16 protein-coding genes and 1 tRNA gene are annotated in these 17,228 nt (G+C 70.6%); 2 read left to right on the forward strand and 15 right to left on the reverse strand.

Going from position 1 to position 17,228, the window contains the following annotated elements; all coding sequences use genetic code 11:
- Positions 1-87 precede the first annotated feature (87 nt).
- Both rplA and rplK read right to left on the reverse strand, forming a co-directional pair.
- On the reverse strand, positions 88-780 hold the full coding sequence (gene rplA / locus ASF96_RS09890) for a 50S ribosomal protein L1 (protein ID WP_055838843.1): 693 nt from the start codon (positions 778-780) through the stop codon (positions 88-90).
- Positions 781-791: 11 nt separating this feature from the next.
- Positions 792-1,223: a 50S ribosomal protein L11 gene (gene rplK / locus ASF96_RS09895; RefSeq protein WP_055838847.1), complete on the reverse strand. Its 432-nt coding sequence runs from the start codon at positions 1,221-1,223 to the stop codon at positions 792-794.
- Between the two features lie 455 nt (positions 1,224-1,678).
- On the opposite strand from rplK, the gene ASF96_RS09900 reads away from it, so the two are divergent.
- Entirely contained in the window at positions 1,679-2,638 is a 960-nt protein-coding gene (locus ASF96_RS09900; protein WP_055938610.1) for a type IV toxin-antitoxin system AbiEi family antitoxin domain-containing protein, read from the forward strand.
- Positions 2,639-2,795: 157 nt separating this feature from the next.
- On the opposite strand, the gene nusG is transcribed toward ASF96_RS09900, so the two are convergent.
- The 8 genes from nusG to gabT all read right to left on the reverse strand — a co-directional run bounded on the left by nusG (position 2,796) and on the right by gabT (position 11,269).
- Positions 2,796-3,932, reverse strand: a complete 1,137-nt coding sequence (gene nusG / locus ASF96_RS09905; RefSeq protein WP_055838853.1) for a transcription termination/antitermination protein NusG — start codon at positions 3,930-3,932, stop codon at positions 2,796-2,798.
- Positions 3,933-3,992: 60 nt separating this feature from the next.
- On the reverse strand, positions 3,993-4,268 hold the full coding sequence (secE, locus tag ASF96_RS09910) for a preprotein translocase subunit SecE (RefSeq protein ID WP_055838856.1): 276 nt from the start codon (positions 4,266-4,268) through the stop codon (positions 3,993-3,995).
- Positions 4,269-4,310: 42 nt separating this feature from the next.
- Positions 4,311-4,383 (reverse strand) — tRNA-Trp (locus ASF96_RS09915).
- Between the two features lie 170 nt (positions 4,384-4,553).
- Complete coding sequence (locus ASF96_RS09920) at positions 4,554-5,915, reverse strand: NAD-dependent succinate-semialdehyde dehydrogenase (protein WP_055938613.1); 1,362 nt, start codon at positions 5,913-5,915, stop codon at positions 4,554-4,556.
- Between the two features lie 22 nt (positions 5,916-5,937).
- Positions 5,938-7,497, reverse strand: coding sequence for an APC family permease (locus ASF96_RS09925; protein WP_055838862.1), 1,560 nt, complete (start codon positions 7,495-7,497; stop codon positions 5,938-5,940).
- Positions 7,494-8,366: a universal stress protein gene (locus ASF96_RS09930; protein ID WP_055938614.1), complete on the reverse strand. Its 873-nt coding sequence runs from the start codon at positions 8,364-8,366 to the stop codon at positions 7,494-7,496. Before ASF96_RS09930 ends, ASF96_RS09925 begins: the two co-directional genes overlap by 4 nt.
- Positions 8,363-9,823: a flavin monoamine oxidase family protein gene (locus ASF96_RS09935; RefSeq protein ID WP_055938616.1), complete on the reverse strand. Its 1,461-nt coding sequence runs from the start codon at positions 9,821-9,823 to the stop codon at positions 8,363-8,365. The genes ASF96_RS09930 and ASF96_RS09935 overlap by 4 nt, the downstream gene beginning before the upstream one ends.
- 96 nt (positions 9,824-9,919) lie before the next feature.
- Positions 9,920-11,269, reverse strand: coding sequence for a 4-aminobutyrate--2-oxoglutarate transaminase (gene gabT / locus ASF96_RS09940; RefSeq protein ID WP_156458797.1), 1,350 nt, complete (start codon positions 11,267-11,269; stop codon positions 9,920-9,922).
- Between the two features lie 92 nt (positions 11,270-11,361).
- On the opposite strand from gabT, the gene ASF96_RS09945 reads away from it, so the two are divergent.
- Positions 11,362-12,897 carry a PucR family transcriptional regulator gene (locus ASF96_RS09945; protein ID WP_055938622.1) on the forward strand — a complete coding sequence of 512 codons (1,536 nt, stop codon included), beginning with the start codon at positions 11,362-11,364 and terminating at the stop codon, positions 12,895-12,897.
- Between the two features lie 74 nt (positions 12,898-12,971).
- On the opposite strand, the gene ASF96_RS09950 is transcribed toward ASF96_RS09945, so the two are convergent.
- Genes ASF96_RS09950 through ASF96_RS09970 form a run of 5 tightly spaced genes read right to left on the reverse strand, consistent with a single transcriptional unit; the run spans position 12,972 to position 17,217 of the window.
- Positions 12,972-13,826, reverse strand: coding sequence for a MurR/RpiR family transcriptional regulator (locus ASF96_RS09950; protein ID WP_055938625.1), 855 nt, complete (start codon positions 13,824-13,826; stop codon positions 12,972-12,974).
- Positions 13,813-14,640 carry a phosphonate ABC transporter, permease protein PhnE gene (phnE, locus tag ASF96_RS09955; RefSeq protein WP_055938628.1) on the reverse strand — a complete coding sequence of 276 codons (828 nt, stop codon included), beginning with the start codon at positions 14,638-14,640 and terminating at the stop codon, positions 13,813-13,815. Before phnE (ASF96_RS09955) ends, ASF96_RS09950 begins: the two co-directional genes overlap by 14 nt.
- Positions 14,637-15,431, reverse strand: coding sequence for a phosphonate ABC transporter, permease protein PhnE (gene phnE / locus ASF96_RS09960; protein WP_055938631.1), 795 nt, complete (start codon positions 15,429-15,431; stop codon positions 14,637-14,639). The genes phnE (ASF96_RS09955) and phnE (ASF96_RS09960) overlap by 4 nt, the downstream gene beginning before the upstream one ends.
- Positions 15,428-16,246 (reverse strand): phosphonate ABC transporter ATP-binding protein, encoded by an 819-nt coding sequence (gene phnC / locus ASF96_RS09965; RefSeq protein ID WP_055938634.1) that lies wholly within the window; start codon positions 16,244-16,246, stop codon positions 15,428-15,430. Before phnC ends, phnE (ASF96_RS09960) begins: the two co-directional genes overlap by 4 nt.
- On the reverse strand, positions 16,243-17,217 hold the full coding sequence (locus ASF96_RS09970; protein WP_055938637.1) for a phosphate/phosphite/phosphonate ABC transporter substrate-binding protein: 975 nt from the start codon (positions 17,215-17,217) through the stop codon (positions 16,243-16,245). The genes phnC and ASF96_RS09970 overlap by 4 nt, the downstream gene beginning before the upstream one ends.
- Positions 17,218-17,228: the final 11 nt, after the last annotated feature.

Raw genomic sequence — 17,228 nt, forward strand, 5'->3', positions numbered from 1 at the left:
ACTCTTCCCGGATGACGCCGTGTTGCACGTCCGTGCACGCGAAAGCCCCGCCGGCACGAGGCGCAGCGGGGCTTTCGGTGACGGATGTCAGGCGAGGACGTTGACGTCCAGCGGGATGCCGGGGCCGAACGTGGTCGACACCGCACCCTTCTGGATGTAACGGCCCTTCGAGCTCGACGGCTTGAGGCGGACGATCTCCTCGAGCGCGGCGGCGATGTTCTCGTCGAGCTGCTCGGCCGAGAACGACGCCTTGCCGACGACGAAGTGCACGTTGGCGTGCTTGTCGACGCGGAACTCGATCTTTCCGCCCTTGATCTCCTCGACGGCCTTGGCCGGGTTGGGGGTCACGGTGCCGGTCTTGGGGTTCGGCATGAGGCCGCGGGGTCCGAGGACCTTTCCGAGGCGTCCGACCTGGCCCATGAGCTCGGGCGTGGCGACGGCCGCGTCGAACGACGTGTAGCCGGCGGCGACCTTCTCGATGAGCTCGGTGCCACCGACCTCGTCGGCACCGGCGGCGAGAGCCGCTTCGGCCGCGGGGCCGTTGGCGAAGACGATGACGCGCGCGGTCTTACCCGTGCCGTGGGGCAGGATGACCGTGCCGCGGACCATCTGGTCTGCCTTACGGGGGTCGACCGAGAGCTTCAGCGCGACCTCGACGGTCGAGTCGAACTTCTTCGAGCCGGTCTCCTTCGCGAGGGCGACGGCCTCGGTCGGGGTGTAGAACGTGTCGGCCGCGATCTTCTCAGCAGCGGCGCGGAATGCCTTGGACTTGGTAGCCATTGTTATCTCCCTCAGTCCTCGACCGTGATGCCCATGGAACGGGCGGTGCCGGCGATGATCTTCGAGGCGGCCTCGATGTCGTTCGCGTTCAGGTCGGGCTGCTTCGTGGTGGCGATCTCGCGAACCTGGTCCTTGGTGAGCTTGCCCACCTTGACCGTGTGAGGCGTCGACGAGCCCTTGGCCAGGCCGGCCGCCTTCTTGATGAGCTCCGCCGCGGGCGGGGTCTTCAGGACGAACGTGAAGCTGCGGTCCTCGTAGACCGTGATCTCAACGGGGATGACGTTGCCGCGCTGGGCTTCGGTCGCCGCGTTGTAGGCCTTGCAGAACTCCATGATGTTGACGCCGTGCTGACCGAGCGCCGGACCGATGGGCGGCGCGGGGTTGGCCGCGCCCGCCTTGATCTGGAGCTTGATCAGGCCGGTCACCTTTTTCTTGGGTGCCATATCCTTTTCCTCTCTCGAGCGGGGGCCTCGCGGCTCCCTCTCTCCCGCGCATCCGGCGGTTCCGGACAGCGGTCGTCGCCGTGCTGACGCACGAGCAACCTTCTCATCATACGCCATGGCGCCGGCATCCTGCGTCTTCTCCTCGCCCGCGCGGTCGCCCGCGCGGTCGCCCTCCAGCCGCGTCTCGCGGGTCGCCGCTCGCCGCGGTTTCGGTCGCCCCGCCGGCGCGATTGCGCCGTCCGCTCGGCGCCCCGCCCCGCCTCGCCTCGCCCCGCCCCACCGCACCGCACCGCACCGCACCGCACCGCACCGCACCGCACCGCATAAACGCTCATCCTGCGCATAAACGCGAAGGCAGCGTGTTTACGCGCAGGATCGGCGTTTATGCATCGGGAGGGGCGGCAGTTGTCCACAGGCCGCACACGGCCTGCCGGCCGACCTGCCACCCTCGCCGAATGGATGCCATCCCCCGATCGCTGCGTGAATCGCCGGTGCACCTCTTCCGTGCGTCGAGCCTGCTGGGCACCGCCCCGTATCCGTCGCGTGATGCGAGCCTCTACAAAGTACGGCCCGGCGTCTACGCCGCCCGGGACGCGTGGAACGCGCTCGAACCCTGGGACCGCTACCTCGCCCGCGTGCACGCCTTCGCGCTGGTTCGCGCCGATGCCGTGTTCTCGCACGAGTCGGCCGCATCGCTGCTCGGGCTGCCGACGTTCGGCCACCCTCGCAACATCCACATCTTCGACACGCGGCGTTCACGCTCGGTGGCGTACGGCGATGTCACGGCGCACACGAGCGCCGATGCGCGATCCGTGCAACGGGTCGGCGGCATCCATCTCACGACCGTCGAAGACCTGGTCGTCGATCTCGTGCGCGTTCTGCCGCCGGCGTTCGGCCTCGCCGTCGCGGATGCGGCGCTCCGCGACTCCTCCCTCTCGCGCGAAGAGTTGATCGATCACGCCGCGGCGCAACGGAACACGTTCCGGGTGAGGCGCGTGGAATGGGTGCTGACTCGGGCCACCCCGCTCGCGGAGTCGGCGGGAGAATCCCTCAGCCGAGCGGTCATCGAGTGGTGCGGATTCCCCGCGCCGACGCTCCAGATGACGCATCGTCTCGAGGGGCGGGCGTATCGCTCGGACTTCAGTTGGCCGGAGCAGAAGGTCATCGGCGAGTCAGATGGGTGGCTCAAGTACGGCGGCGACGATCCCGTCGCGGCCGCCGAGGCCGTTCGCGCCGAGAAGCGCCGCGAAGACAGCTTTCGGCGTGCCGGTTGGCGTGTCGCCCGGTGGGATTACGCGGGGGCGCTCGGCGCAGACGGACTACGCGCGGCTCTCGTCGCTGCCGGGCTCGCGCCGTCGCGCCGCGCCGACCCCGCTGCCCTGGCGTCGGTGGGGCGAAACCCGCGCTCGCGGTGATCCTCCGCCGGGCATAAACGCCGATCCTGCGCATAAACGGTCGGGCAGCGCGTTTACGCGCACGATCAGCGTTTATGCAAGAGGTGCGACGGTGCGCGGAACGACGAACGCCCCGCCGGCCGGAGCCGAGCGGGGCGTTCGTGCGACGCCGGAGGCGTCAGAGCATCTTGGTGACCTGGTCGAACGACAGCTCGACCGGGGTCTCGCGCTCGAAGAGCGACACGAGCACGGTGAGCTTGCCGCTCTCGGGCTTGATCTCGCTGATCGTGCCGGGTAGGCCCGCGAACGAGCCTTCCTTGATCGTGATGGTCTCGCCGGTCTCGAAGTCGACCTCGGCGGGGATGACGCGCGCCGTGGTGGGCGAACCCTTGGCGGCACCCGACTTCGAGGGAGCGGCTTCCTTGACCTCGACGAGGCTCTTCAGCATGTTGAAGGCCTCTTCGAAACGCAGCGGGGTCGGGTTGTGGGCGTTGCCCACGAAGCCGGTGACACCGGGCGTGTGACGCACGACCGACCAGGTGTCTTCGTTGAGGTCCATGCGCACCAGCACGTAGCCGGGGATGCGCACGCGCGTGACCATCTTGCGCTGGCCGTTCTTGATCTCGACGACGTCCTCCATGGGGACCTCGACCTGGTAGATGTCGTCCTCGACCTCGAGCGTCGACTTGCGCTGCTCGATGTTGGCCTTCACCTTGCGCTCGAACCCGGCGTAGGAGTGGATGACGAACCACTTGCCGGGGAGCGAGCGGAGCTCGGCGCGGAAGGCGTCGTAGGGGTCGACGTCGTCGTCTTCGGCATCGGCGTCATCGAGATCGATGGGGGCCTCGGCGGCGTCGGCGGGCGACTCGGAGGCCTCGACCTCGTCGACCACACCGGCGGCGGTGGCGACCTCGTCGACGAAGTCCTCGTCGAGCACGGGGGCGTCGGGCTCGCCGTTGACGTCGGGACCGTCGTAGGGGGTGACCTCGTCGGCAGCCTCGGCGGCCTCTTCGGCCTGCTCCTCGGCGAGAGCGTCGTTGAGCACCTCGGCGGCGGCCTCGGCCTCGCTGGTCTCGTCGATCTCGAGAGCGTCGTTCACGATCGCGTCCGCCTCCGGGTCGGTGATGTCGATGTCGCCGAGGTCGGCGTCATCGGTGTCGGTCTCGTCGTCGACGATGTGGATGGCAGCGTGCTCGGCCGAGTCGGAGGCGTGCTCCTGCGAGGCCAGCACGTTGCCCTCCTGGGCTTCGTCATCCTCGCTCGACTGCTCGGCCGCGGTGGCCCAATCGGCGTCGTCGACATATCTTTCAGACACTGTGATCTCTTCCGTTCAGAGGCGGCCGCTCTTGGCGCCGCGCGTCCGCCCAGACGCCGGTCAGGCGCCGGCGGTACCGGGGACGCCGAAGACGGCGGTGGTGATCCACACGAACAGCACGTCGAGGCCGTAGACGATCGCCATCATGACGACGACGAACCCGAGGACGACGGCGGTGAACTTGAGCAGTTCCTGCCGCGTCGGGGTGACGACCTTGCGGAGTTCCGCGAAGACCTGACGGATGAAGAGAGCGATCCGCGCGAAGAAGTTGAGCTTCTTCTCGCGGGGCGCGCCGCGATCAGCGACGACTTCGCCCTTCGTCTCGTCCTGCGTCATCGAACCACCTAGGTCTCTGTCTGTGCCAGCGTGCGCTGTGCGCAGGGCGGACAGGAATCGAACCTGCAACCTGCGGTTTTGGAGACCGCTGCTCTGCCAATTGAGCTACCGCCCTAAGATCCCGAGGGATCCAGGATTCGAAACCGACATGCGAACGCCTGGAATCTCTCGGGGAGGATGCCGAGTGCCCGGGGGCACGGCGAAAGAATGCAGATTTCGACTGCACTCCCCAGTCTATGTCATGTCCCCCGACGAGGCGAACCGGGCCGGGGGACGCGACATCGGTCAGGCCGTGCGGATGAGCTTCTTGTTCACGAACTCGTCGGCCGCGAGAAGGCCCATCTCGCGAGAGGTGCCGCTGCGCTTCACGCCGCCGAACGGCAGCTCCGGCGAGTCGGCGAGCACGACGTTGACGTAGACCATTCCGGCCTCGATCTGATCGGCGATGCGCTGGGCCTGCTCGGCATCCGTGGTGAACACGTACGAGCCCAGGCCGTATCCGGTGTCGTTGGCGATCGCCACGGCCTCGTCTTCGCCCGAGACCCGGTAGACGGTGCCGACGGGTCCGAAGAACTCCTCGCCGTAGGCGTCCATCTCGGGCGTCACACCGGTGAGGACGGTGCCCGGGTAGAAGGCACCGTCGCGGGTGCCGCCGACCTCGACGGTCGCGCCCTGGGCGATCGCTCGCTGCACCTGCTCGTCGAGGCGTTCCGCCGCGGCCAGCGACGACAGCGGACCGAGCACGGTGTCGTCGGCGAACGGGTCGCCGACCTTGGCCTCGCCGAGCGCGGCCGAGAACTTCTCGACGAACGCGTCGTACAGGTCGTCGACGACGAGGAACCGCTTCGCTCCGTTGCACGACTGCCCGTTGTTGTCGAGGCGCGCGTCGACCGCGGCCTGCACGGCGGCGTCGAGGTCGTCGGTGGAGAGCAGGATGAACGGGTCGGAGCCACCGAGCTCCAGCGCGACCTTCTTGAGGTGGCGGCCGGCCAGCTCGGCCACGGCCGAGCCCGCGCGCTCGGAGCCCGTCACCGACACTCCCTGCACGCGACGGTCGGCGATGATCGTCGCCGCCTGGTCGTTGGTCGCGCGAATGTTGACGTAGGCGCCCTCGGGGAAGCCCGCGTCGCTGTAGATCGACTGCAGGGCTTCGGCCGACTCGGGGCACTGGGGAGCGTGCTTGAGCAGGATGGTGTTCCCGACCGCGAGGTTCGGGGCGGCGAAACGGGCGACCTGGTAGTACGGGAAGTTCCACGGCATGATGCCGAGCAGCACGCCGAGACCGGAGCGCCGGATGACCGCGGAGCCCTCGCCGAGGATGTCGATGGGGGTGTCGCCGGTGATCTTGTCGATGTTGTCGGCGTAGTACTCGGTGATGTCGGCCGCGAAGTCGACCTCGCCGAGCGCCGCCTCGAGGGGCTTGCCCATTTCGCGCACGATGATCGCGGCGAGGTCGTCGCGGCGGTCGCGGTGCAGCTGCGCCGCCCGGCGGAGGGCCTCGGCGCGCTCGGCCGGGGCCGTGCGCGACCACGCGCGGTAACCGTCGTGAGCGGAGGCGATCGCGCTCTGCACTCCTTCGTCGGACAGCGTGTCGTACTCGGCGAGGGTCTCACCGGTGGCGGGATTGACGACGGCGTAGTCGCTCATGGTGCTCCTTTTCGTTTCGTTGTCAGGACGTGCGGCGACGGCGGGCGCTGGCGGGCGCCTCGCGTCCCAGGGTCTCACCGCGGAAGAAGGCGGGGCTGGCGATGCGCTGGGCGATCATCAGAACCACGCCGACCACGATGATCACGACGGTGATGACGAAGACCAGTCCGACGCCGGCGATCTGCGAGCCCGAGCCGTAGTCGGGGCTCGCACTGTCGATGAGGGTGGTGACGAACAGCACCGCGAGGATTCCCCCGCCGACGAGCGGGGCCAGCAGCGTCAGCAGGACGTTGCGCACCGAGTCGAACCACTGCTTGCGGAAGTACCAGACGCACGCGAAGGCGGTGAGCCCGTAATAGAAGCAGATCATCGCGCCGAGGGCCGTGATGGTGTCGGTCAGCACGTTCTCGCTGAGCACGCGCATGATCGCGTAGAACGCCGAGGCGACGACCGCCGAGACGATCGTGGCGTAGCCCGGGGTGAAGAACCGCGGGCTCACCTTCGCGAACTTCTTCGGCAGGGCGTCGTAGTGCGCCATGGCCAGCAGGGTCCGCGCGGGCCCCACGAAGGTGGCCTGGAGCGAGGATGCCGAGCTGGTGAGGACCGCGAGGGACACGAGGAACGCGAGGGGCCCGAGGATGGGTCCCGACAGGTGGAAGAAGACGTTCTCCTGGATGTCGGGGTTGCCCAGGCCCAACTCCCCCGTGCCGTTTCCCGCGAACATCAGCAGGGCGACGGCGATGACCAGGTACAGCGCCACGATGAGGAAGACCGTGACGGTGGCGGCGCGGCCCGGGGTCCGGTCGGGGTCCTTCGTCTCTTCGTTCATGGTGAGGATGACGTCCCATCCCCAGAAGATGAAGATCGACAGCGACAGACCGGCAGCGAAGGCGCTGAACGAGGGAACCTCGAAGGGGTTGAACCACGACAGCTGCACGGGGCTGGGGTCGACGGCGTTGCCGTTCATCGTCTCCACGACCGCCGCACCCGCGAAGACGAGCAGCACGAGGATCTGGAAGCCGACGAGGCCGTACTGCAGGCGCTGGGTGGTCTGCAGGTCGCGGTACGACACCACCGTGGCCAGGAACATGAACACCAGGCACACCGCGATGTTGATCGGGACGACGCGGGTGAGCTCCGCGATCTCGGCGTTGCCGCTGAGCTGGGCGATCAGCAGGAAGAGGAAGTCCACCGCGATGCCGGCGAGGTTGGAGAGCACGATGACGGTGGCGGCCACGAGACCCCACCCGGCCATCCAGCCCACCCAGGGGCCGAAGGCCCGCGCCGCCCAGGTGAACGAGGTGCCGGCATCCGGCATCCGGGAGTTCAGTTCGCGGTAGCCGAGGGCCACCAGCAGCATCGGGATGAAGCCGACGAGAATGATCGCGGGAACCTGGAACCCGACCGCCGAGACCGTCGGACCGAGTGCCCCGGTGAGCGTGTATGCCGGGGCGATGGTGGAGATGCCGATGACGACGGCGCCGATCATCCCGATCGAGCCGACGCGCAGGCCCTTGTTGGAGATGCCGGTGGTGACGGGGCTGTCGGGTGCAGGGCTCGCGCCGTTGCGAGAGGTGGTCATGAGGCCTCCGAGGTGCGGGGCACCACGATCATGGGAACGGGAAGGGCCCGCAGGATGCGTCCTGCGGTGGAGCCGAGGAACAGGCGCCGGGGCTGGGCGAGCCGGCTGGAACCGACCAGGGCGATCTCGCCCGGCATCCACTCGATGCGCCCGACGGCGTCTTCGATGTCGGAGCCGGCGCCCACCACCGCGTGGGCCTCGATCTCGGGCGGGAGCGCGGCGCGAACGGTCTCGAGCACCTCCTCGGCGTGGGCCTGTCCGGTCAGACGGGTCAGCCCGGCGTCGACGCGGGCGGGGAGGTCGACGCCCGCGAGCGAGAGCAGCCGGAGCGGTGTCTGCGCGCGGGCCGACAGGGATGCCGAGGACTCGAGCAGCACGTCGGCACCCGGCCGCGTGCCGATCGCCGCGGTGATGCGCGGAAGACCCGCGTCGACGGCGATGTCGCGCGCGCCCTCGGGGGCCAGGGCCACCGGGACGGGAGCGGCGTGCACGAGCTCTTCGGCGGTGGTGCCGAGGCGGTGCCGACCGCGTGGTCCCCCACCTCCGGTGCCGACGACGATGAGGCCCGCGTCGAACTCCTCGGCGGCGGCGACGAGTCCGGCTGCCACCCCGTGCGCGGGACGCACGTGGCCCCGGATGCCGGATCCCCCGACCCGCGCGAGACCGTCGCGCAGCCAGCCGCGTGCCGTGTCGGCGACGAGCCGGTCGTAACCGGCGTCGGCGGGGATCGAGACGTTGTTCTCGGCCGCGGGCAGCACGATCACCGCGTGGACGGGCGCGTCGAGGGCGTTCCCGAGCCGCGCCGCGAGGGCGAGGGCGTCGGCACCCGCCTCGGTGGCGGTGTAGCCGACGACGATCGCGGAACTCATCCGCGCGTCCGCTCGAGGATCTCCTGCGCCGCGCGGTGACCCTGGCGGATCGCGCCGTCGACGTGCTGGTAGCCCGCGCCGGCCATGTCGCTGCACGCGACGTGGATCGCGCCGACGGGCTCCCGCAGGTCGGCGCCGTAGCGGTGGAGACCGCCGAGGTCGAAGCTCGCGGCGTAGGCGCCGCGCGTCCACTCCTCGGTGCCCCAGTCGCTCTCGTAGTAGACGACCGTGTTCTTCGCCTCGGGCCCGTAATAGTGCGAGAGCGACTCGAGGATGCGCTCCTTGCGCTCCTCGGCGCTCAGACGGAACAGGTCGTCGGCGTTCTGGTCGGACACGAAGCCCACCAGCGTGCCGCGCTCGTCACCGTGGTTGGTGTTGTCGTAGGCCTCGTGCACCAGCTCGTAGGGGCTGAACGCGGTGCCCGACTGACCCTGCGCGCGCCAGAACGGCGTCTCGTAGACGGCGTGCACCTTGATGACGAAGCCCATCGAGATGTGCTGGTGCATCTGGTGCTGGAGCCGGGGCAGGGGCGGCTCGAACGAGATGCGGGGGTAGAGCACGGGCGCGAGCGCCAGGATGGCGAAGCGGGCGCGCACGGTCAGGCCATCGGTGATGACGGTGACTCCCGCGGCGGAGGCTTTCGCGGCCTCGACGCGAGCGGTCAGAGCGCGCAGCTCGTCGACCCGCTGCCCCGTCGCCGAGTCCGCAGCGCGGTCAGGCGCGGCCGAATCGGCACCCCAGATGATGCGGCGCACCGGCTGTTTGAGGAAGACGTCGTCGCCGAGACGCTCGGCGAGCAGTTCGGGCACCGCCTGCAGGCCACCGGCGACGCGCTTGTCGAGGATGAAGTCGGCGTCGACGAGGTTCGAGTACGAGCCCGCCGATGCCGCCATGAGCAGCGACTGCAGCAGCGAGAAGGTGTGGGTCGGCTTGGTGAGCATCGCCGAGCCGGTGGCGAAGGCGAGGTTGCGGACGGCCTCGTCGTCGTCGGTCTGCTGACGCAGCCAGGCGTCCCACGAGACCGTGTCCCACTCGGCGGCGTTCGGGTGCTCCCACGGACGGTCGGGGTCGATCTCGGCGACCATGGCGTCCAGGCGCGCGGTGATCTCGTCGATGATCTTCTCGGTCTCGGGGGCCACCGGGAACATCTCGCCGGTGAAGCGCTTCGCTTCGCCGTCGGCTCCGACGTACACGCTGTCGCCCTCGCGGTAGCGGCTGTAGGTCGTGAGTCCGAGCTCCTCGACGGTGTCGATGAGCGCCTGCTGGTCGGGCGAGACCCACTGACCGCCGAGCTCGAGCATCGCGCCCTCGACCACGTCGGTCCACAGGCGCCCGCCCACGCGGTCGCGCGCCTCGAGGACGGCGACCGAGAGGCCGGCCTTGCGCAGGTCGTTGGCGGCGGTGAGACCGGCGGCGCCGGCTCCGATGACGACGACGTCTCGGGTGATCTCGTCCATGGAAGCTTCCTTACTTGTCGTTCGCTCGGGAATGTCGTGGGTGGTCCCGACGGCGGCGGGTGTGCGCATGCTCCTCCGCCACCGCCGGGACGAGTGTCAGTTGCGCGACAGGGCGGCCGCGACGACGTCGAGGCCTTCGTTCAGCAGCTCGTCGCCGATCGACAGCGGCGGCAGGAACCGGATGACGTTGCCGTAGGTACCGCACGTGAGCACGATCACTCCCTCGGCGATCGCGGCCTTCGCCACGGCCGAGGTGAGGGCTGCGTCGGGGGCTCCGGTGGTGGGGTCGACGAACTCGGCCGCGATCATCGCGCCGTGGCCGCGCACGTCGCCGACGCGCGGGTCGTTCGCCTGCAGCTCGTGCAGGCGGCGCGTGAGCAGCTCGCCGATCTGCTGCGCGCGCTCGAGGAACCCCTCGTTCTCGAAGGCGTCGATGGAGGCCAGGGCCGCGGCGCAGGCGATCGGGTTGCCGCCGTAGGTGCCTCCGAGACCGCCCGTGTGGGTGGCATCCATGATCTCGGCGCGACCGGTGACGGCCGCCAGCGGCAGTCCGCCGGCGATGCCCTTGGCGGTGGTGACGAGGTCGGGGACGATGCCGAACAGCTCGCTCGCGAACATCGCGCCGGTGCGGGCGAAGCCCGACTGCACCTCGTCGGCGATGAAGACGACGCCGTTGTCGCGGCACCAGTCGACGATCGCGTTGAGGAATCCGTCGGCGGGGACGATGAAGCCGCCCTCGCCCTGGATGGGCTCGATGATGACGGCGGCGAGATTCTCGGCGCCGACCTGCTTCTCGATGAGCGAGATGGCCTTGGCCGCGGCCTCGGGGCCCGTCAATCCGTCGCGGAAGGGGTACGACAGGGGCGCGCGGTAGACCTCGGCGGCGAAGGGGCCGAAGCCGCTCTTGTACGGCATGTTCTTGGCCGTGAGCGCCATCGTGAGGTTGGTGCGGCCGTGGTACGCGTGGTCGAAGGCGACGACGGCCTGGCGGCCGGTGTGCTTGCGCGCGATCTTGACCGCATTCTCGACGGCCTCGGCGCCGGAGTTGAACAGCGCGCTCTTCTTCTCGTGGTCGCCGGGGGTGAGACGGTTGAGCGCCTCGGCGACGGCGACGTACGAGTCGTACGGCGACACCATGAAGCACGTGTGGGTGAAGGCGACGACCTGATCCTGGACGGCCTTGACGACGGCGGGGTGGGCGTTGCCGACGCTGGTGACCGCGATGCCCGCACCGAGGTCGATCAGCGAGTTGCCGTCGGCGTCGACGACGACTCCGCCGCCCGCGGCGACCGCGTGGATGGGGACGGTGTGGCCGACACCGGATGCCACGGCCGCGGCCTTGCGGTCGAGGAGCTCCTGCGAGCGGGGGCCGGGGATGGCGGTGACGAGGCGGCGCTCCTGGACGAGGGACGGACCGCCGACGGTGGGGAGGGTGTCGAGGCTCATGGCGGCGATGCTACGGACGCGGCGTCTCGGCCCGCACTCTCCCCCCTGTACAGTCGCAGGCACTGTCGTATACGTCTTGTACAGGAGGACTCATGGTCGACACCGCCGTCGCCCCACCGAGCCTGCGCGCCCTCTTGGCTCGAGCCGACCTCGGCCTGGGCCTGATCGTCGAGGAGGCCGCCCTTCCCGCCGGCAGCGTGGACCGCCCCGTGCGATGGGTGCACTCCAGCGACCTCGCCGATCCCACTCCGTTCCTCAGCGAGGGGCTGGTGCTGCTGACCACCGGCACCCAGTTCGCCGACGCGACCCCCGCCGACTACGAGGCCTACGTCGGGCGGCTGCTCGCCCGCGGGGTGCGGGCGCTGGGATTCGGCACCGAGGTCGTGCGCGACGGCATCCCCGCGGGGCTGACCGCCGCGTGCCTGGCCGCGGGGATGCCCCTGTTCGAGGTGCCCTACCGCACGCCGTTCATCGCCGTGGCCCGCGCCGGAGCCGAGGCGATCGCCGCCGACGCCTACGCCCGCCGCAGCTGGTCGCTCGCCGCCCAGCGGGCCGTCTCGCTGGCGGCGCTGCGCCCCGACGGTCTGGCCGCCACCCTCGCCGAGCTCTCGCGACAGCTCGACTGCTGGGTCGGCCTCTTCGACGCGGCCGGGGCCGTGCGCACCGAGTACCCCGTCGACGCCCTCGCCCCTGCGGCGCTCGACGCCGTGACGGCGGAGGTGACGACGATGCTGCACCGCGGCACGCGCGCCGCGTCGACCCTGCGGATCGACGGGACCGCGGTGAGCCTGCAGACCCTCGGCCGGGGCGGGCATCTGCGCGGCGCTCTCGCGATCGCCGCCGACGACCTCGACCACGAGGCCCGCAGCGTGGTGACGGCCGTGGTGGCGATGGCCGCCCTCGTCCTCGAGCAGCAGGATGGGCTGGGACGCGCGATCGGCACCTTCCGCGCGGGACTCGTGCAGTCGCTGTGCACCGACGACCCCGCTCTCGCCCGCCGCGCGTCGCGGGATCTGTTCGGCCCCCTTCCCGCGGCTCCCGTGGTGGTGGCGCTCACCCCCGCCACGGCCGCGCGCTCCGGTGCGCTCGCCGAGTGGCTCGAGATGCGTGCGTCGGAACGTCGGGGGGAGCTGTTCTTCGGCCGGGGCGACGACGGGTTCGTCGTGGTCGTGCCCGCCGCGGCTCGAGGACTGCTCGACGAGATCGCGGACCGCTTCGAGATCGTCGTCGGATGCTCCGCCCCGACCGGGTACGAGGCGTTCTCGAGCGCTCTCGCGCAGGCGCGGACCGCGCGCGAGCGGCTCTCGACGCCCGGGGTCGCCGACTTCGCCGACACGGCGCGGGCGGGACTTCTCGCCGCGCTCGGCTCCGAAGCCGCCCGGAGCGTCGCCGCGGGGGTGCTGACGCCCCTGCGTGCGCACGACGAGGCGCAGGGCTCCGCACTGCTCGAGACCGTCGACGCCTGGCTCACCCACGACTGCTCGCACGAGGCGACCGCTCAGGCTCTCGGCATCCATCGCCACACCGTGCGCGCGCGCATCGCGCAGGCCGAACGGGTGCTCGGGCGCGACCTGTCGTCGTTCGCGGCGCGGGCGGAGACCTGGACGGCGTTGCGTCTGGCCGAGTAGCGGCGCCGACGGCCGGTACACCGGCGCCCGGATCGCGGCGTCACGTCGGCCGGACAAATGCCCCGCACCGGCGGTCAGCCGGCGTCGCCGAGGTTGTCGGAGAGGATCTCGAGCACGCGCTCGCGCGAGAGATCGGCCTCGCCCGCCCGCGCGCGCGCCACGGCGTCGACGAAGGCCTCGGCGAAGACCGCGTGCGCGATGCGCGAGGTGTGTTCGAGCTCGTCGCGGAAGGTTCCGCCCGAGGCGAGCACCAGCGAGAGATCGGCGCGCTCCGTGAGGGGCGACGCCATGAACGAGGTCACCGCGATCACTCGGGCGCCCGCGGCCCGCGCCGCCTGCGCCGCGCGGAGGCTCGCCTCGTTGGCCCCCGACCCGCTGATCACGACGCACACGTCGTCGGCCGAGAGGTGCCGCGCGGCGATCTGCTGACCGATCGGGTCGCCGAGGGTCTCGGCGGGGCGACCCACCGCGGTCAGGCGCATCGCGAGATCGGTCGCGACCGGAGCCGACAGGCCGCTCGCCACCACCAGCAGCCGTCGCGCACCCACGACCACCTCGACGGCGGCGTCGACCCCGTCGGCATCCAGCAGGCTCGTGGCCGCGCGCAGATCGTCGGCGATGCGATCGATGGCCGAGCGGATGCCGCCCAGGGCGCCGTCGCCCGCGTCGGTCGTCGGCGCCGGTCGACGCCCGCGCTCGGCGGCGAGGGCCACGCGCAGCTGCGGATACCCGCGGTACCCGAACGTCTGGCAGGCGCGCACGACCGTGGACCGTCCCACTCCGACCCGGTCGGCGAGCTGCTGCGCAGTCAGCTCGATCACGGCATCCGGGTCGTCGACGATGAGGTCGGCGACACGGCGTTCGCTGGGCTGCAGGGAGTTGCGCACCGCGGCGATCCGCGCGGTCGTGGGCACCTCAGCTGCGGACACGAGGACCCTCCATGATGCGGCGGCGGATGCGGGCCGAGACCGCGTCGATTGCGACGGTGACGATGACCACGACGATCAGGAGCATGCCGACCGTCGACCACTCACGGTACTGGGTGTAGGAGGTGAGCATGTCGCCGATGCCGCCCACTCCGATGAGCCCGAGCACGGCCGAGGCGCGCACGTTGATCTCGAAGCGGTAGAGCCAGAAGGACAGGAAGGTGGGAGCAGCCTGGGGCCACACACCCCACCGCAGCACCTGCGCGGTGGATCCCCCCGCCGCGCGGGCGGCCTCGATCGGCCCCGGGGCGACGTTCTCGACGGCTTCGTAGCCCCACTTGCCCAGGGTTCCGACCCCGCCGATCGCGAGGGCCAGAGCGCCGGTGAGAGGGGTGAGACCCGTGACCGAGAGGATGATGATCGCGAAGACGAGCTCGGGGACGGCCCGCACGAGCGAGAAGACGAAGCGCAGCACGGCGCGCACCGGCGCCGGACCGAAACCGCGCGCCGAGATCAACGACAGGGGCGTCGCGATCAGGATGCCGAGGACGGTGCCGATCCACGCCATCTCGACGCTGCGCCAGGTCTGCCAGAGGGCCTCGGGGAGCTTGGCCCAGTTCGGCGAGACGAACATGAGGCCGAGGTAGCGCGCGATCTCGGCGGGCAGTTCACCGAGCCGCGACCAGGTGATGTCGGCGGACCAGAACGCGGCGACGACGATGACGCCGACCACCAGCCACGACAGGGTGCGCAGGGGCCGCTGACGGCGGGGCGGCAGGGCGAGGGCCGCGGGGCGGGCGGGGGCGAGGGCGGTCATACGAGTCTCCGGCGGATCGCGTCACTGACGGCGTCGAGCACGACGACGATCACGAGGATCTCGACGATGACGAGCGACAGCTGGTCGTAGCGGTAGAAGGTGCGCACGGCGTCGATGAGCAGGCCGATGCCGCCCGCGCCGACCAGGCCCAGCACGGTGGAGGCGCGGACGTTGAGCTCGAAGACGTAGAGCGTCTGCGACACGAACGCGGGCCAGGTGTCGGCCAGGGCGATCGCGCGGTTGATCTGCGTCTGCGTCGCCCCCGCGGCCCGTCCCGCCTCGAGCGGGCCGATGTCGCTCGCGTCGATCGACTCCGACACGAGCTTGACGATGATGCCGACGTTGAACAGCACCAGCGCCAGGATGCCGGGAAGAGCCCCGACCCCGACCATCGCGACCAGCACGGCGGCGTACACGAGCTCCGGCACGGCGCGGATGACGTTCAGGATGCCGCGCACCAGCGACCGCGTCCACCCCGTGGGGTTGGTGGGTCGAGCGGCCCAGAAGCTCAGGGGAAGCGACAACGCGGCCCCGACCGCCGTGCCGATGACGGCCATCTGCAGCGTCTCGAGGATGGGGCCGACCGTCCGCGGGAAGAACGACCAGTCGGGCGTGAGCAGTTCGCCCACCCGCAGAGCACCCTGTTGCCAGTTGCGGGCGATGGCCCCGACGTCGAGGCCCACCCCGACCACCGGCAGGCACATGAAGACGGTCACCGCGACGACGACGCCCGCGGCGGTCCACGGCATCCATCGGCCCTTCGGGCGGGTGGGGACGCTCAACGCCGTCATCGCTCGAGCCTGTCGGCGGCGGTCACCGAGCGACCGTAGATCTGGGCGAAATCGGCGTCGGTGGCGGATGCCGCCGGCCCGTCGTAGACGATCTCCCCGGCGCGCATGCCGATCATGCGCGTGCCGTACTCGCGGGCGAGGTCGAGCAGGTGCAGGTTGACCAGCACCGTGATGCCGAGGTCGACGTTGATGCGACGCAGGTCGTCCATGACGCCGCGGGCCGTGGGCGGGTCGAGGCTCGCGACCGGTTCGTCGGCGAGCACGATGCGGGGCTGCTGGGTGAGCGCGCGGGCGATCGCGACGCGCTGCTGCTGGCCGCCCGACAGCGCCGAGGCGCGGTCCCACACCTTGGGCAGCAGGCCGACCCGGTCGAGGGCCTCGAAGGCGAGGCGTCGGTCGTCTTCGCGATACGCGCCGAGGAGCGTGCGCCACAGCGGGGTGTGCGCGAGGCGCCCGACCAGCACGTTGTTGAGCACGCTCGTGCGCCCGGCGAGGTTGAAGCTCTGGAACACCATGCCGATGTGCCCACGGAGTTCGCGCAGGCGCCGACCGGAGGCCCCGTCGACGCGGCGACCGCCGACCTGGACGACGCCGGAGGTCGCGGGCACCAGACCGTTGATCGTGCGGATGAGCGTGGACTTGCCCGAGCCCGAGAGACCCACGACGGCGATGAGCTCACCGGGCGCGATGTCGACGCTCACGTCGCGCAGCCCCATGGTGCCGTTGGGGTAGCGCACCGAGACGCCGTCGAGACGGATGCCCCAGGGCGCCGAGGCCTGCGCCTCGACGCCCGGGGTGAGCGAACCGGTCGTCACTGGAGTCCGAGCTGCTGAGCGGCGCGGGCGACGACGTCGAGCGAGGCGGGGTCTGCCGGAGCGAGCTTGGTGATCGAGTAGACGGCCTTCAGGGCCGCCGAGCCCTCGTCGGTGGTGGAGTACTCGGCGAGCGCCGACGAGATCTTCTGCTGCAGCTCGGGCGAGAGGTCCTTCGAGACGGCGACGCCGTCGTTGGGGATCTCGGCGGTGAGGCCGAAGACGACGACCTTCTGGCCCACGTCGGGCTTGTCCTTCTTCACCAGGGTGCGGGCGTCCCAGAAGCTGAACCCGACCTCGGCGTCGCCGTTGTAGACCGCGAGCACCGAGGCGTCGTTGGCCGTGACGGGCACCTGCTGGAAGCCGCTGTCGATGTCGACACCGGCCTCTTTCAGCGCGAGCATCGGGTAGATGTAGCCGGCGGGCGATCCCGGGCCGAGGACGGCGACCTTGGCTCCCGCGATCTTGGTGATGCTGTCGAGACCGGCGGGTCCCTGCAGCGCGTCGGCGCCGTTGCAGAACGACATGCCGTCGCGCTCGACCACGGGGGTGTCGCAGTACTTGTCGGGGTCGTTCGTCATGAACTGGCCCGGGTAGGTGATGTTGCCGTTGCGCTCGGTCTGCAGCACGACCGAGGCGCCGTATCGGTCGTGCGCCTGCCACAGCTGCAGCGAGGGCAGGAAGCCGATCTGGGCCTGACCCGCTCCCATCGCCTCGACGGCGGCCTGGTAGTCCTTCGACACGACGCCGCTGACCGGGATGCCGAGCTTCTCGGTGAGCATGTCGGTGAGGGGCTTCGCGGTGTCGACGAGGTTGGCCTGGTCCTGCGAGGGGACGAGGGCGAGCACCAACGAGCTGGGGTCGGCGGCGGGTTCGGAGGCGGCGCCCGCGGTACCGGAGCAGCCGGCCAGGGCGATCGAGGTGAGAGCGGCGGTGGCGAAGGCCGCGGCGAGACGGATGCGACGAGTGTTCATGATTCCTCTGC

It is taken from the genome of Microbacterium sp. Leaf179 (assembly GCF_001423785.1).
In the GTDB taxonomy this organism is placed as follows: Bacteria; Actinomycetota; Actinomycetes; order Actinomycetales; family Microbacteriaceae; genus Microbacterium.

Bases quoted from the DNA above. Each gene is read 5' to 3' on its own strand.
- ASF96_RS09920 (WP_055938613.1), bottom strand. From the start codon at position 5,915: ATGAGCGACTACGCCGTCGTCAATCCCGCCACCGGTGAGACCCTCGCC.
- rplA (WP_055838843.1), bottom strand. From the start codon at position 780: ATGGCTACCAAGTCCAAGGCATTCCGCGCCGCTGCTGAGAAGATCGCG.
- ASF96_RS09935 (WP_055938616.1), bottom strand. From the start codon at position 9,823: ATGGACGAGATCACCCGAGACGTCGTCGTCATCGGAGCCGGCGCCGCC.
- rplK (WP_055838847.1), bottom strand. From the start codon at position 1,223: ATGGCACCCAAGAAAAAGGTGACCGGCCTGATCAAGCTCCAGATCAAG.
- ASF96_RS09970 (WP_055938637.1), bottom strand. From the start codon at position 17,217: ATGAACACTCGTCGCATCCGTCTCGCCGCGGCCTTCGCCACCGCCGCT.
- ASF96_RS09925 (WP_055838862.1), bottom strand. From the start codon at position 7,497: ATGACCACCTCTCGCAACGGCGCGAGCCCTGCACCCGACAGCCCCGTC.
- secE (WP_055838856.1), bottom strand. From the start codon at position 4,268: ATGACGCAGGACGAGACGAAGGGCGAAGTCGTCGCTGATCGCGGCGCG.
- ASF96_RS09930 (WP_055938614.1), bottom strand. From the start codon at position 8,366: ATGAGTTCCGCGATCGTCGTCGGCTACACCGCCACCGAGGCGGGTGCC.
- ASF96_RS09900 (WP_055938610.1), top strand. From the start codon at position 1,679: ATGGATGCCATCCCCCGATCGCTGCGTGAATCGCCGGTGCACCTCTTC.
- ASF96_RS09945 (WP_055938622.1), top strand. From the start codon at position 11,362: ATGGTCGACACCGCCGTCGCCCCACCGAGCCTGCGCGCCCTCTTGGCT.
- gabT (WP_156458797.1), bottom strand. From the start codon at position 11,269: ATGAGCCTCGACACCCTCCCCACCGTCGGCGGTCCGTCCCTCGTCCAG.
- phnE (WP_055938631.1), bottom strand. From the start codon at position 15,431: ATGACGGCGTTGAGCGTCCCCACCCGCCCGAAGGGCCGATGGATGCCG.
- phnE (WP_055938628.1), bottom strand. From the start codon at position 14,640: ATGACCGCCCTCGCCCCCGCCCGCCCCGCGGCCCTCGCCCTGCCGCCC.